At 63.9% G+C, this 12,417-nt stretch carries 12 protein-coding genes and 1 other RNA gene; 4 read left to right on the top strand and 9 right to left on the bottom strand.

The window, feature by feature from the left end:
* The first annotated feature begins 9 nt into the window (after nucleotides 1-9).
* Nucleotides 10-294 (top strand): type II toxin-antitoxin system RelE/ParE family toxin, encoded by a 285-nt coding sequence (locus ASC48_RS11160; RefSeq protein ID WP_055455813.1) that lies wholly within the window; start codon nucleotides 10-12, stop codon nucleotides 292-294.
* Entirely contained in the window at nucleotides 266-580 is a 315-nt protein-coding gene (locus ASC48_RS11155; RefSeq protein ID WP_055455812.1) for a HigA family addiction module antitoxin, read from the top strand. The genes ASC48_RS11160 and ASC48_RS11155 overlap by 29 nt, the downstream gene beginning before the upstream one ends.
* Before the next feature lie 2 nt (nucleotides 581-582).
* On the opposite strand, the gene folK is transcribed toward ASC48_RS11155, so the two are convergent.
* The 4 genes from folK to ASC48_RS11135 all read right to left on the bottom strand — a co-directional run bounded on the left by folK (nucleotide 583) and on the right by ASC48_RS11135 (nucleotide 3,754).
* Nucleotides 583-1,086 carry a 2-amino-4-hydroxy-6-hydroxymethyldihydropteridine diphosphokinase gene (gene folK / locus ASC48_RS11150; protein ID WP_055455811.1) on the bottom strand — a complete coding sequence of 168 codons (504 nt, stop codon included), beginning with the start codon at nucleotides 1,084-1,086 and terminating at the stop codon, nucleotides 583-585.
* On the bottom strand, nucleotides 1,087-1,908 hold the full coding sequence (gene folP, locus ASC48_RS11145; protein ID WP_055455810.1) for a dihydropteroate synthase: 822 nt from the start codon (nucleotides 1,906-1,908) through the stop codon (nucleotides 1,087-1,089).
* Nucleotides 1,909-2,010: 102 nt separating this feature from the next.
* On the bottom strand, nucleotides 2,011-3,207 hold the full coding sequence (locus ASC48_RS11140; protein ID WP_208975670.1) for a multidrug effflux MFS transporter: 1,197 nt from the start codon (nucleotides 3,205-3,207) through the stop codon (nucleotides 2,011-2,013).
* A 106-nt stretch (nucleotides 3,208-3,313) separates the two neighbouring features.
* Entirely contained in the window at nucleotides 3,314-3,754 is a 441-nt protein-coding gene (locus ASC48_RS11135; protein WP_167345135.1) for a MarR family winged helix-turn-helix transcriptional regulator, read from the bottom strand.
* A 221-nt stretch (nucleotides 3,755-3,975) separates the two neighbouring features.
* On the opposite strand from ASC48_RS11135, the gene typA reads away from it, so the two are divergent.
* Entirely contained in the window at nucleotides 3,976-5,796 is a 1,821-nt protein-coding gene (typA, locus tag ASC48_RS11130; RefSeq protein ID WP_055455808.1) for a translational GTPase TypA, read from the top strand.
* Nucleotides 5,797-5,872: 76 nt separating this feature from the next.
* On the opposite strand, the gene ASC48_RS11125 is transcribed toward typA, so the two are convergent.
* The 4 genes from ASC48_RS11125 to ASC48_RS11115 form a co-directional block, all read right to left on the bottom strand.
* On the bottom strand, nucleotides 5,873-6,193 hold the full coding sequence (locus ASC48_RS11125; RefSeq protein ID WP_055455807.1) for a heavy metal-binding domain-containing protein: 321 nt from the start codon (nucleotides 6,191-6,193) through the stop codon (nucleotides 5,873-5,875).
* 190 nt (nucleotides 6,194-6,383) lie between these two features.
* Complete coding sequence (locus ASC48_RS11120; RefSeq protein WP_208975679.1) at nucleotides 6,384-8,312, bottom strand: DNA polymerase III subunit gamma/tau; 1,929 nt, start codon at nucleotides 8,310-8,312, stop codon at nucleotides 6,384-6,386.
* Between the two features lie 200 nt (nucleotides 8,313-8,512).
* Nucleotides 8,513-8,610, bottom strand: an RNA gene (gene ffs / locus ASC48_RS19310) — signal recognition particle sRNA small type.
* Nucleotides 8,611-8,731: 121 nt separating this feature from the next.
* The gene (locus ASC48_RS11115) at nucleotides 8,732-9,922 is read right to left on the bottom strand and encodes a pyridoxal-phosphate-dependent aminotransferase family protein (protein ID WP_055455805.1); all 1,191 of its coding nucleotides are present in this window, start codon (nucleotides 9,920-9,922) and stop codon (nucleotides 8,732-8,734) included.
* A gap of 286 nt (nucleotides 9,923-10,208) precedes the next feature.
* Between ASC48_RS11115 and ASC48_RS11110 the strand changes: the two genes are divergently transcribed.
* Entirely contained in the window at nucleotides 10,209-11,054 is an 846-nt protein-coding gene (locus ASC48_RS11110; RefSeq protein ID WP_055455804.1) for an N-formylglutamate amidohydrolase, read from the top strand.
* A gap of 153 nt (nucleotides 11,055-11,207) precedes the next feature.
* Here ASC48_RS11110 and ASC48_RS11105 read toward each other — a convergent pair whose 3' ends face one another.
* On the bottom strand, nucleotides 11,208-12,416 hold the full coding sequence (locus ASC48_RS11105) for an acyl-CoA dehydrogenase (protein WP_055455803.1): 1,209 nt from the start codon (nucleotides 12,414-12,416) through the stop codon (nucleotides 11,208-11,210).
* Between the last annotated feature and the right edge of the window lies 1 nt (nucleotide 12,417).

The raw sequence follows: 12,417 nt of genomic DNA, 5'->3' as shown, positions 1-12,417 counted from the left end.
TATTTACCCATGATCCAGGGCTTTGCCGATCCTGAAACGGAACTTATCTGGTCCGGGCGCGTGAGCCGGCGCCTTCCGTCCGCCATGCAGTCCGTTGCATTGCGCAAGCTCCGCATGCTGAAACAGGCAAGGGTCATCAATGACCTGCACGTGCCGCCGGGCAATCGCCTGGAGGCCCTGAAGTGCGATAGAACCGGCCAGTTCAGCATCCGCATCAATGATCAGTTGCGCATCTGTTTTGTCTGGCAGGAAGGAGGTCCGGCACATGTCACCATCACCGGCTACCACAGCTGATCTTTTGCCGAACCCGCATCCGGGCGAAGTTCTGCTTGAGGACTTTCTCAAGCCGATGGATCTCAGCCAGAATGCCCTTGCGCGCGCGCTGGATGTGCCGCCGCGGCGCATCAATGAAATCGTGCTCGGCAAGCGGTCCATCAGCGCTGACACGGATCTGCGGCTTGCGCGCTATTTCGGCATCTCGGAAGGCTTTTTCCTTGGCCTTCAGGCAGACTATGACCTGATGCAGCGGCGCCGTGAAATCGCAGAAGATCTGGCTCAGATCAGTCCCCGCGCTGTATAGGCTCAATCCGCCAGCAGGACAATTTCCTCGCGGCCTTCGCAGGTGGCGAGGGCCTGCGCGGCGGTGCGGCCGCCGCCGATCGGAGCATCCGGCCAGATTTCGGCCAGCGGCACCAGCACGAAGGCCCTTTCGCCCATGCGCGGATGGGGGATGGAGAGATGCTCCTCCTCCACCTGTTCACCGCCATAGATCAGCACGTCGATGTCGATGATGCGCGGGCCCCAGCGCACGTCCCGCACCCGGCCCAGTTCCCGTTCGATCTCAAGGCACCGGCCCAGCAGGTCACGCGGGCTCAGCACCGTCTCGATGACGAGGCAGATGTTGCGGTAGTCATCCTGCGGGATCGGCCCCCACGGCGGTGTGCGGTAAGCGGAGGAAACGGCCAGAACGGAGATCCCCTCGCTCGCATCAAGCCGGGCGATGGCGGCGGCCAGATTGGCCTTCGGGTCGCCCATGTTGGAGCCGAGGCCCAGCGCCGCGCGCACCGCGTTGTCAGCAAGGCTCATTCAGACGGCTTCCCTTTTCATCGCGGCAAAGATCTTCGCCGCCTCCACATGCGGGCGGACATCGTGGACGCGCAGGATCGCCGCGCCCCGTTCCAGCGACAGAAGATGCACCGCCAGCGAGCCGAAAAGCCGCTCCTGCGGCGGCACATCCAGCACCGCGCCGATCATGCGCTTGCGCGAGGCGCCGCTCAGCAGCGGCAGGCCATGCTTGCGCAAGCTTGCGAAGCGGTTGAGGATGAGGAAATTCTGGTCCAGCGTCTTGCCGAAGCCGAAGCCCGGATCGAGGATCAGCTTTTCTCTCGCAATCCCGGCGCGCTCTGCCAGCTCCATCGAGCGTTCGAAGAAGCGGTCGATGTCGGCGAGAATGTCGATGGCGGGATCTGCGGCCTCGCGGTTGTGCATCATCACCACATGGACGCCCGCTTCGGCCACGGCACCGGCCATGGCCGGATCTTTCTGCAGGCCCCAGACGTCATTGACGATGACCGCCCCGGCGCGGCAGGCCCGGCGGGCGGTCTCCGCCTTGTAGGTGTCGATGGAGACCGGGCAGCCCAGCGCCACCACCGGTTCCAGAACCGGGGCAAGGCGGGCCCACTCGTCGTCCAGCGAGACAGGTGCCGCTCCCGGCCGCGTGCTTTCGCCGCCGATGTCGATGATATCGGCGCCTTCGGCAATCATCTGCCGGGCATGGGCGATGGCCGCTTCCGCTGCCGCGTGCAGCCCGCCGTCGGAGAAACTGTCCGGCGTGACATTGAGAATGCCCATCACATGCGGGCGGGCAGAACCGGCAAGGTCCGGCAGCTGATAGGCAGCCTGTGTCATTGAGGAAGCTCCCGCAAGATCGAAGGCGCTATGTCGCGCTTTGCCGGGGAGAGGTCAAGCTGCAGGACGGTTGCGGCACAGAAAACGCCGCAAGGCCGCCGGTCAGCTGCCGCCGCCCCACTCCTTCGCCCTCGCAAGCGGCGTCAGAGCCAGGTAGAGCCCCGCCCCCAGCAGCATCATGCCCGGCGCAACGATGATCAGCGCCAGCACCGGGTCACCAATCCATGCGGCCACCAGACTGCCGAGAATGCCGGTGCCGAATTGCAGAAAACCTGTCAGCGAGGAGGCAGAGCCAGCAAGCTGCGGAAAGCCCTGCAGCGCCGCCGTGGTGGCAGCGGGCAGAAGGCAGGCCAGTGAGAAGGAGAACAGGCCCACCGGCAGCATCACGCTGAGAAAGCCCGGCGCAAACAGCGCGTGGGAGACGATGATCGCCGCGGCAGCCAGCGCCATGCCGCAGAGCGCGGGCGGCACCAGCAGGCCCGCATCATGCCGCCGCAGCACCTGCGAGGCGACAATCGTTGCCGCCATGAAGGAACCGGACTGCACCATCATGCCGAGACCGAACTCGCTGGGCGTCAGCTTCACGTGGTCGATCAGCACGAAGGGCAGGATGGTGGCCAGCGTGTAGATGGTGCCGATGCCAAACCCCACCAGCAGACTGGGCCGCAGAAAGGAGGGCGTCTTCAGCAGCGTCAGATAGTTGATGACAAGCCGCGCAGGCTGAAGATTGGCCCGGTCGATGTAGCGGTTGGTCTCCGTCATGAAGATCCACACCGCCCCCAGCAGGACCGCGCCATAGACGATCATGAAATAGAAGATCTCACGCCAGCCGAAGAACTCCAGCGTCAACCCGCCAACGGTGGGCGAGATGGCCGGGCCGATGGCCAGCATCATCGCCACCGTGTTCATGATCCGCGCCGAGGTCTGCCCGGTGAACTGGTCGCGCACGATGGCGCGGGACACGGACACACCGATGGCCGCGCCAACCCCTTGCAGCGCGCGGGCGGCAATCATGCCCTCGACACTTGGCGCGAAGGCCGCCAGCAGGGTGGAGGCGAGATACAGCAGCAGAAAGGCAAGGGTGACCGGACGGCGCCCGAAGGCATCGGTCAGCGGGCCACAGATCAGCTGTGTCAGGGCAAAGCCGGTGAAATAGGCCGTGAGTGTCAGCTTGATCATCGAGCGCGTCGTCTCGAAAGCGTCGGCCAGCACCGGCATGGCCGGCGTATAAAGCGCCATGGAAATCGGCCCGATTGCCACCAGCGCCGCGCCGATCAGGGCGGTGCGCCTTTCGCTCATGGGAGGTGTCACGCTGTCCCGCATCTGATCCATCCGTTGTGCGGGCCTCCCCGCCCGGAGAAATCCGAATTCCATCTTTCTGGCTTCTGGCTGCATGCCTCTGGTCTCAGGCCCGGTCTGCGGCCGCCGCCAGATTGCTGCGCACCTGAAGCAGGACCCGCACCGCGGCTGCGGTCTCCTCCGGGGTCATGCCGTGGCTGATTTCCGCGCGCACCTGCAAAAGCGCCTCGTCGATCTTGGCCAGCACACTCTGCGCCGCTTCGCCCAGAACGACGATCTTGGCGCGCCTGTCCTGCGGGTCGGTCTCCCGGCAGATCAGGCCCGCCTGTTCCAGCCGGTCGAGATGCCCCACCAGCGTCATCGGCTCGATGCCGAGGATCGCCGCCAGCACGCTCTGGCGCTGATCCGGCAATTGCCGCACCATGTTAAGCGTCCGGGCCTCCGCCGCCGTCAGGCCGCAGTCCACGCCGCTCAGCGCCGCCTCGAAGCGCTGGCGGATCAGCCGGCCGACATCGGCGACAAGAAAACCAAGGGTCGGATCAGCCACGCAAGGCACCATGCAAATTTCATAAGACGGACATATAGTAAGGCTGACTTACATTTAGAGCGGCAGCTGATTTGCGTCAAGATGCGCTGCCGCGTTGCACAAATGGCCGCCGCAGACTATACAGGGCGCGAATTTCCGCCCGTGAGCACCAGCGGGCGTCAGCCACAATTTGAAGACAAGCACTGCGGGCACCCTGCCCGCAGTGTCTTTTGGAGCCCTTAATGAAGCTGCGCAATATCGCCATCATCGCCCACGTCGACCATGGCAAGACAACCCTAATCGACGTCCTTCTGAAGAAGTCGGGCTCCTTCCGCGAGAACCAGCGCACGGAAGAGCGCATGATGGACTCCAACGACCTGGAGCGTGAGCGTGGCATCACCATTCTGGCGAAGGTGACTTCGCTGGTGTGGGGCGACACCCGCATCAACATCGTGGACACCCCGGGCCACGCCGACTTCGGCGGTGAAGTCGAGCGCATCCTGCACATGGTGGACGGTGTGGTTCTGCTGGTGGACGCTGCCGAAGGCCCGATGCCGCAGACCAAGTTCGTGCTCGGCAAGGCCCTGAAGCTCGGCCTCAAGCCGATCGTCGCCATCAACAAGATCGACAAGCCGGAGCAGCGCGCCGAGGAAGTGCTGGACGAAGTGTTCGACCTCTTCGCCGCCCTCGATGCCAACGAAGAGCAGCTCGACTTCCCGGTCGTCTATGGCTCTGCCAAGCAGGAATGGATGGCCAATGACCCGACCGGTCCGGCTGAATCCATGGCCCCGCTGTTCGACCTGATCGTCAGCCACGTTCCGGCACCGAAGGCAGAGGAAGGCTCCTTCCGCATGCTGGCGACCACCATCGAGAGCAACCCCTTCCTGGGCCGCATCCTGACGGGCCGCATCGTTGCCGGAGAAGCCATTCCGAACATGCCCATCAAGGCCCTCTCGCGTGAAGGCAAGGTGGTTGAGAGCGGCCGCATCTCCAAGGTGCTCGCCTTCCGTGGCCTCGAGCGCCAGCCCATCGAGAAGGGCGAGGCCGGTGACATCGTCGCCATCGCAGGCCTGCAGGAAGCAACCGTCGCCGACACGCTCTGCTCCATGGACGTGAACACCCCGATCATGGCACAGCCGATTGATCCGCCGACCCTGTCCATGACCTTCTTCGTCAACGACAGCCCGCTGGCCGGCACCGAAGGCGACAAGGTGCAGTCGCGCGTTATCCGCAAGCGCCTGATGGACGAAGCGGAAGGCAACGTTGCGCTGAAGGTCGAGGACACCCCGGAAGGCGACGCCTTCATCGTGTCCGGCCGTGGTGAACTTCAGCTCGCCATCCTGATCGAGAACATGCGCCGCGAAGGCTTCGAGCTCTGCGTCGGCCGTCCGCGCGTGGTCTTCCAGTTCGACGAGAAGGGCAACCGCCTGGAGCCGATCGAGGAAGTCACCATCGACGTGGATGAGGAGCATTCCGGCGTCGTGGTGCAGAAGCTGTCCGAGCGCAAGGCCGAGCTGCGTGAAATGCGCCCCTCCGGCGGCGGCCGCACCCGTCTGCAGTTCCTCGCCCCCACCCGTGGCCTCATCGGCTATCAGGGCGAGCTGCTGTCCGACACCCGCGGCACGGCGATCTTCAACCGCGTGTTCCACGAATACGCCCCCTACAAGGGCGACATTCCGACCCGTCACACCGGCGTGCTGATCTCCAACGGCGATGGTGAGGCCGTGGCCTATGCCATGTTCAACTTGGAAGACCGTGGCCCGATGATGATCGAGCCGGGCGTCAAGGTGTATCAGGGCATGATCATCGGCGAGCACACCCGTGGCAACGACCTGGAAGTGAACGTTTTGAAGGGCAAGCAGCTGACCAACATCCGCGCCGCCGGCAAGGATGAAGCCGTCAAGCTGACCACCCCGATCCGCCTGTCCCTCGAAGCGGCGCTGTCCTACATCGCTGACGACGAGCTGGTGGAAGTAACGCCGAAGAACATCCGCCTGCGCAAGGCCTTGCTGGACCCGAACGACCGCAAGCGCGCCGAACGCGCTGCATCCAAGGGCAACTGAGCCTTTCAGCCATTCAAAATAGCAAAGGGCAGCCTTCACCGGCTGCCCTTTGCGCATTCAGGACTGAATCTGCGCTTCAGCGGATGACAACCGCCGTGCCGGTGGCGCTGACCATCAGCATTGAGCCGCCATTGCCGACGGTTTCATAGTCGAGGTCAACCCCGATCACCGCATTGGCGCCGAGGCTCGCGGCCTGCTGCAGCAACTCGTCCAGCGCAATCTTGCGTGCCTTGGCCAGCTCCGCCTCATAGGCACCCGAGCGCCCGCCGACGATGTCACGGATGCCGGCGAAAAGATCCTTGAAGATATTGGCCCCCAGAATGGCCTCACCGGTGACGAGGCCCCGGTATTCGACAATCTCGCGGCCCTGAAGGGTGCTGGTGGTGGTGACGAGCATGCAGCGGCTCCCATGGTTGCCTTGTGCCGGACCAGTACCGGCTTTTCAGCAACTGGGCTTGCGCCTGCCGGAATGCAAGAGGCGCCATTGTACCAAGGCTTTCGATGCTGACGCATCATGCCTTAAAATTGCTCATGCGCCGCACGGGCTTAACAAATGCTCGATGAGTCAGGCTCACCGGGCATTGGTATCACAGGTCGTCGTCATCCGTGCCGAGGGCTTCGGCAAGCAGTGGATCGTCGATGCTTTCCTCTTCCTCGTTGACCCGCACATCGACGACGCGGGCGCCGGGGAATTCGGCCAGAAGCGCGGCGACGGTCGGATGCGATCGGGCATCGGAGAGGAGCTGGGCCTGCATTGCCTCGCGCTCCTCGTGGATCGTCGGGCGGCCCTGCTCGCGGCTGACGGAAACGATCCAGCGCATGCCGGTCCATTCGGTCAGCTTGCGGCCAAATTCACCGGCCAGATCCGCGCCCGCGTCCTTTGTCGGCTGGATCTCGATGCGCCCCGGCTCGAACTTCACCAGCCGCATCTGCCGCTCGATGGAGACCTTCAGCGGAATGTCACGCCGCTCGGAGGCAAGCGCCGCACAATCGGCCAGCGAGCGCAGCTGAACAGCAGGTGCCTGCTGCACGGCGGCTGGCTGGGGAGACGGTTGAGCAACTGACTGGGCCACAGACTGGGCTGCGCCCCCGGCGATGGCCGAAAGACGCGGGCCGTTGCCGCTCATCGTGGGGCCAGCATAGCCGCTCTGCCCTGCAGGGCCACTCTGGCCGCCCGGCTGGCCCATCTGACCGCCGGCCTGCGGCTGCATGCCGCCATTTTGGCCACCACTTTGGCCAGAACCTTGCTGACCTGCCCCCTGCGGCGCGCCGCCGGCGGGCAGGGACGGGAAGCCGCCGCTCTTCAGCAGCTTCAGCGCCTCTTCCGGATCCGGCAGGTCCGCCGCATAGGCAAGGCGCACCAGCACCATATCGGCAGCCGCCAGCGGCTTGGGCGCGGCCTGGACCTCGGAAATGCCCTTCAGCAGGATCTGCCAGGCCCGCGACAGGGCGCGCATCGACAGTTTTTCGGCAAATTCCCGGCCACGCAGACGCTCTGTCTCAGTGACGGAGACTTCCTCACCCGCCTTGGGCACAATCTTCAGCCGGGTCACAAGATGGGTGAAATCGGCCAGATCCGTCAGCACGACGGCGGGGTCTGCGCCAATGGCATATTGCCCGGCAAGCTCTTCCATCGCTTCGGCAATGCGGCCGGACATGAGATGGCCAAAAAGGTCGATCACCCGCGCCCGGTCGGCAAGGCCCAGCATCTGCCGCACCTGTTCTGCATCAATGTGACCGCCGCCATGGGCGATCGCCTGATCCAGCAGCGACAGGCTGTCACGCGCCGAGCCTTCGCCCGCGCGGGCAATCAGCGTCAGCGCCTCGTCGGAAATGTCGATGGATTCGGCGTTGGAAATGCGCCGCAGGAGGCCAACGAGCTTGGGTTGCTCGATGCGGCGCAGGTCAAAGCGCTGGCAGCGGGACAGCACCGTCACCGGAACCTTGCGGATTTCCGTGGTGGCGAAGATGAACTTCACATGCTCCGGCGGCTCTTCCAGCGTCTTCAGCAGGCCGTTGAAGGCCGCGTTGGAGAGCATGTGCACTTCGTCGATGATGTAGACCTTGTAGCGCGCCGAAGCGGGGCGGTAGCGCGCTGCATCCGTGATCTCGCGGATATCGTTGATGCCGGTGTGCGAGGCGGCGTCCATCTCGATCACATCGACATGGCGGCCTTCCATGATGGCGCGGCAATGGGTGCCCTCGCGGGTGAGCTGCACCGTCGGGCGCTCCACCTCGCCGGGGATCTCATAATTGAGGCCGCGCGCCAGAATGCGGGCGGTCGTCGTCTTGCCGACACCGCGCACGCCGGTCAGCATCCAGGCCTGCGCAATGCGCCCCGTTGCAAAGGCGTTTTCCAGCGTCTGGACCATCGGCTCCTGGCCGACGAGATCGTCAAAGGTCTGGGGACGGTACTTGCGCGCCAGCACCCGGTAGGCGCCGGACTGCTTCCCCTCGCCAGCAGGCGCAGGTGCGGGAGCAGAAGGGGCAGGTTCAGCCGGAGCATCGCCGAACATGGAGATCGTCAGGTCATCCCGCTCATGCTCTGCTGCGTGCTCGGGGCCGTTGCCTCCGGGGCTGTCACCGTCCATGCCGCTCATCCAGCCCGCCTGTCCCCGTCTTGAATTCATGAAGCCGGCGCCTTCACGAAAGACAGCCGGAAGCCCCGCCGCGCCTGAGGCACGCGACGCCATGGTGCATCTGCGCGGGGAAAAGGGTGGGAGGCTGGCACGGCGACCCGTGCCGGAACTCGTTGGGGCTGCTTCCTTCCGGACCTGACCCGGTTGGCGAGTGGCTCGTCCACCACCAACCTCCCGAGCCCCTTATATCAGAAGCACACGCCCCTTTGGCAAGGCCTCATATTGCCAAAGGGGCAAACTTCGTGTCTGGAAAGAAAGATATCTTTCCGGACAATGAGTTACAGGGATGAAACAGTTCAGTTTCCGCCTAGCGCCCTGTCGATCACGGCAATGGCCGCCTCCACACCACCGCTTTCATGCGGAATGCCGAGGCGCCGCAGCCCCAGTTCCATGGCGGAAAGCGTGCCCAGAACCATCGCCGCATTCACATGGCCCATGTGGCCGATGCGGATGCCCTTGCCGGCGAGATCGCCGATGGCGATGCCTATGGTGATGCCGCAGACACTCTTGACGAAGCTGCGCAGCGGCGCCGGATCAACCCCGTTGAAGCAGATGACCGACACGCTGTCCGAGCGGTCTTCAGGCTTGAGAATGTTCATCTCCAGCACACCCTTGCGGCCCCAGACCTCAACGGCAGCGCGCACGGCTTCGGCGAGGATCGCATGGCGGCGCCAGACGCCTTCCAGCGTTTCCTCCTCGATCAGCTCCAGCGATCTCTGGAAGGCAAAGAGCAGATGCTCCGGCGGCGTGCCGCAATATTTCATGTAATGTTCCGGACCATCGCGGAAGGTCCAGTCCATATAGGCATTACGCAGCCCGGCGGTCTTGTGGGCGGCCAGCGCCTTCTGTCCAGCCATGACAAAAGCCAGACCCGGAGGAGACATGAGGCCCTTCTGCGACCCGGCCATGGCCACATCCACGCCCCATTCTTCCATCTCGAACGGCACGCAGCCGAGCGAGGCCATGCAGTCCACCATCAGCAAGGCGCCGTGGCCGCTGGCATCCATCGCCTTGCGAATCGCCGGAATGTCGTTGAGCACGCCGGAGGCCGTGTCCACCTGCACCACCAGAACGGCCTTGATCGCGCCTTCCGCATCAGCCCGCAGCCGCGCTTCCAGCGCCGCCGGATCGACCGCCTTGCGCCAGTGTCCCGGCAGGATTTCAACCTCGATGCCGATCAGCTCTGCCGCCTCGCCCCAGCCGATGGCAAAGCGGCCCGATTCGAGCACCAGCACCTTGTCACCGCGCGACAGGGTATTGGACAGCGCCGCATCCCAGGTGCCGTGGCCGTTGGCGATGTAAATATAGGGTTTGCCCGAGGTGCTGCGGAACACGCGGGAGATGCCCTTCAGGCAAGCGTCCGTCGTCTGCAGCAGCGGGCCTTCATAGATATCGACAGCCGGGCGGTGCATGGCCCTCAGAACTTCGTCCGGCACGTTTGTCGGACCCGGGATCATGAGGAATTCCTTGCCATACCGCAGCGTCATTTTTCTTTGCCCTGGAATTGTCGTCCGGAAGGTGGGGCCGCCAGCATAGCTGCCCGCAGAACGAACTCAAGCAGCAACTCTGCCGCAGATTCAGCCGGGCAAACATTCATATATGGCCGGGAAAATTGAAGTTTCTGGGGATTACCCTGCGTAGCAAGAAGCTCCTCTGCGACGGGTCGCGGCAGACGTGGCAAAAGTTTAGGAAAGATTAAAATAAACGCCCTTGACCGTGATGCGCCTCGCATCACGCCGCTGAGGCGTACCCATCCCGGCAGGCCCATCATCCATGATTGCCGTAAAGGAACGTTCCTCACCGCTGATCCTCTGCATCGGCCATTCTGGCCTGCGGATTCCGCCGGCTATCGACAAGCGCCTTTCGGCAACGGGACGGCTGCAGGCCGATGCCTCCTGGCACATGGACCAGCTGGTGGATTTTGCCGAAGACATTCAGGCGACGGTGATCTCAACCCCCATTTCCCGGCTTGTCGTGGATGTGGATGGCGACCCGGCCAGCTTTGGCCGCCCGTTCGAGGATGGCGCCCTGTCCATCTGCCCGGTGCTGACACTGGAGGGCAAGCGCGTCTATCTGCCTGGCGAAGATCCGGGCCGCTTCGAGATGGACGAGCGGCGGCGGCTCTATCATGCACCGTTCCACGATGCGCTGAGTGCACAGATCCGGCGGCTGCGCGCCATCCATGGCCGCATCACGGTGATCAGCCTGCAATCCATGCGCAGCCGCATCAAGGGCCGTTATCCGGGCGATCTGCCGCTGGTCAACATCGGCACCCTGTATGGCCGCAGCTGCCACGAGGATGTGGCCAGCCTCAGCATGACCATGCTGCATGACTTCACCGACAAGACCTTTTCGGAAAATGACGCCGTGGGCGGCGGCTATATCGCCCAGACCTATGGCAACCCTTCAGGCGGGGTGCATGTGCTGACGCTGGCACTGGCGCTCAGGTCCTACATCCGCCACGAAAACCCGCCCTTCGAGATGGACAGGGAGCGGAGCCGGCAAACACGTATTGCCCTGCGCAACTTCTGCCAGAAGCTGATCGAGTGGGCCAACGGAAAACGCAAGGCCCCTGCCCGCGTGCTGCTGGACCACCTGCCGGACCTGCTGCAGGACTGAAAGCCTGCCGCGGCACGCTGCGGCGGCGAAACGGCTTCCGGCCGGAGTGACCTGCATTCAGGCGGTGGGGACCCGAATATCAGACCATCCGGCCGGAATAAAACGGACAGAAACAGGATGCTGCTGTCCGCGAGTGTTCCTTGCCCGCATGCCTCAGAAGAAGGCCTGAAGACCGGTCTGGGCACGGCCCAGGATGAGGGCATGCACATCATGCGTGCCTTCATAGGTATTGACGGTTTCAAGGTTCTGCGCGTGACGCATCACGTGATATTCTTCCTGAATGCCGTTGCCGCCGTGCATGTCGCGGGCCTGGCGGGCGATATCCAGCGCCTTGCCGCAATTGTTGCGCTTGACGATGGAGATCATTTCCGGCGCCACCTTGCCCTCGTCGAACAGGCGGCCAACGCGCAGCGAGCCCTGCAGGCCGAGCGCGATTTCCGTCTGCATGTCGGCCAGCTTCTTCTGGAACAGCTGCGTCTGGGCCAGCGGGCGGCCGAACTGCTTGCGGTCGAGGCCATACTGGCGGGCGCGGTGCCAGCAGTCTTCGGCGGCCCCCATCGCACCCCAGGAAATGCCGTAGCGGGCGCGGTTGAGGCAGCCAAACGGCCCCTTGAGGCCCGAGACATTCGGCAGCAGTGCATCTTCCGAGACTTCCACCCCGTCCATGACGATTTCGCCAGTGATGGACGCGCGCAGGGACAGCTTGCCGCCGATCTTCGGCGCGGACAGACCCTTCATGCCCTTCTCCAGCACGAAGCCGCGAATGGCGCCGTCATGGGCTTCGGACTTCGCCCAGACCACGAAGACATCAGCGATCGGCGAATTGGAGATCCACATCTTGGAGCCCTTGAGCCGGTAGCCGCCGTCGATCTTTTCGGCGCGGGTGCGCATGCCGGCGGGATCGGAGCCTGCATCCGGTTCAGTCAGGCCGAAGCAGCCGACGAACTCGCCGGAAGCAAGCTTGGGCAGATACTTCTTGCGCTGTTCTTCCGAGCCATAGGCATAGATCGGATACATCACCAGCGAGGACTGTACCGAGTTCATCGAGCGGTAGCCGCTGTCAACACGTTCGATCTCGCGGGCAACGAGACCGTAGGAAACGTAGGATGCGCCGGCACAGCCGTATTCTTCTGGCAGGGTCACGCCGAGCAGGCCAAGCTCACCCATCTCGTTGAAGATCTCGCGGTCCGTCTTCTCATGGGCATAGGCTTCTAGCACGCGTGGCAGCAGCTTGTCCTGCGCATAGGCGCGGGCGGTTTCCATGATGAGGGTCTCGTCCTCGCTCAGCTGTTCGCGCAGCAGGAAGGGATCTTCCCAGGCAAAGGTGCCGCCGCCGGTGGGATCGGACTTGAGAGCTGCCATC

This window comes from Pannonibacter indicus (genome assembly GCF_001418225.1).
In the GTDB taxonomy this organism is placed as follows: Bacteria; Pseudomonadota; Alphaproteobacteria; order Rhizobiales; family Stappiaceae; genus Pannonibacter; species Pannonibacter indicus.
The sequence above is the reverse complement of the archived record's forward strand: the minus strand, read 5'-3'. Positions and strand labels throughout refer to the sequence as shown.

Excerpts from the sequence above, each read along its gene's own strand:
- ASC48_RS11140 (WP_208975670.1), bottom strand. The coding sequence starts at position 3,207 with ATGAGCGAAAGGCGCACCGCCCTGATCGGCGCGGCGCTGGTGGCAATC.
- ASC48_RS11115 (WP_055455805.1), bottom strand. The coding sequence starts at position 9,922 with ATGACGCTGCGGTATGGCAAGGAATTCCTCATGATCCCGGGTCCGACA.
- folP (WP_055455810.1), bottom strand. The coding sequence starts at position 1,908 with ATGACACAGGCTGCCTATCAGCTGCCGGACCTTGCCGGTTCTGCCCGC.
- ASC48_RS11110 (WP_055455804.1), top strand. The coding sequence starts at position 10,209 with ATGATTGCCGTAAAGGAACGTTCCTCACCGCTGATCCTCTGCATCGGC.
- folK (WP_055455811.1), bottom strand. The coding sequence starts at position 1,086 with ATGAGCCTTGCTGACAACGCGGTGCGCGCGGCGCTGGGCCTCGGCTCC.
- ASC48_RS11105 (WP_055455803.1), bottom strand. The coding sequence starts at position 12,416 with ATGGCAGCTCTCAAGTCCGATCCCACCGGCGGCGGCACCTTTGCCTGG.
- ASC48_RS11160 (WP_055455813.1), top strand. The coding sequence starts at position 10 with ATGATCCAGGGCTTTGCCGATCCTGAAACGGAACTTATCTGGTCCGGG.
- typA (WP_055455808.1), top strand. The coding sequence starts at position 3,976 with ATGAAGCTGCGCAATATCGCCATCATCGCCCACGTCGACCATGGCAAG.
- ASC48_RS11155 (WP_055455812.1), top strand. The coding sequence starts at position 266 with ATGTCACCATCACCGGCTACCACAGCTGATCTTTTGCCGAACCCGCAT.
- ASC48_RS11125 (WP_055455807.1), bottom strand. The coding sequence starts at position 6,193 with ATGCTCGTCACCACCACCAGCACCCTTCAGGGCCGCGAGATTGTCGAA.
- ASC48_RS11120 (WP_208975679.1), bottom strand. The coding sequence starts at position 8,312 with ATGTTCGGCGATGCTCCGGCTGAACCTGCCCCTTCTGCTCCCGCACCT.